The organism is Pseudostreptobacillus hongkongensis (genome assembly GCF_001559795.1).
GTDB lineage: Bacteria > Fusobacteriota > Fusobacteriia > Fusobacteriales > Leptotrichiaceae > Pseudostreptobacillus > Pseudostreptobacillus hongkongensis.
In genome coordinates this window covers 1-315 of record NZ_LOHY01000153.1, presented here as the reverse complement: position 1 = coordinate 315, position 315 = coordinate 1, and the positions used below count along the sequence as shown (strand labels likewise).

The following is a 315-nucleotide window of genomic DNA, read 5'->3' as shown; positions in this document are numbered from 1 at the left end:
AGAACATATACCAAAAAACTGGACACAATAATTTAAAAAATTTTTATAGAGATTGCTTGTAATTTTATAGAGCAATCTCTTTTATTCTAATTCTTTCATTATTGTAATATTCTATATATTTTTCAATACTTTCTATTGCCTCTTCTCTATTTAGTTTGTTAAATCTAACAATCTCATTATATACAAGCTCTGACTTAAGTATACCCCAAAAACTTTCAATAGGAGAATTATCAGGACATTTCCCTGGTCTTGACATACTATGTATTATTCCATTATCTTTAAGTAATTTAGAAAAATGGTTCTTCACAAATATTT

Annotated in this window: 1 protein-coding gene; it reads right to left on the bottom strand. The window is 25.1% G+C overall.

Features of this window, described 5'->3' with window-relative positions:
* Positions 1-64: 64 nt before the first annotated feature.
* A partial coding sequence (locus AYC59_RS07200; RefSeq protein WP_169792236.1) for an integrase core domain-containing protein occupies positions 65-315 on the bottom strand: 251 nt, incomplete at its 5' end.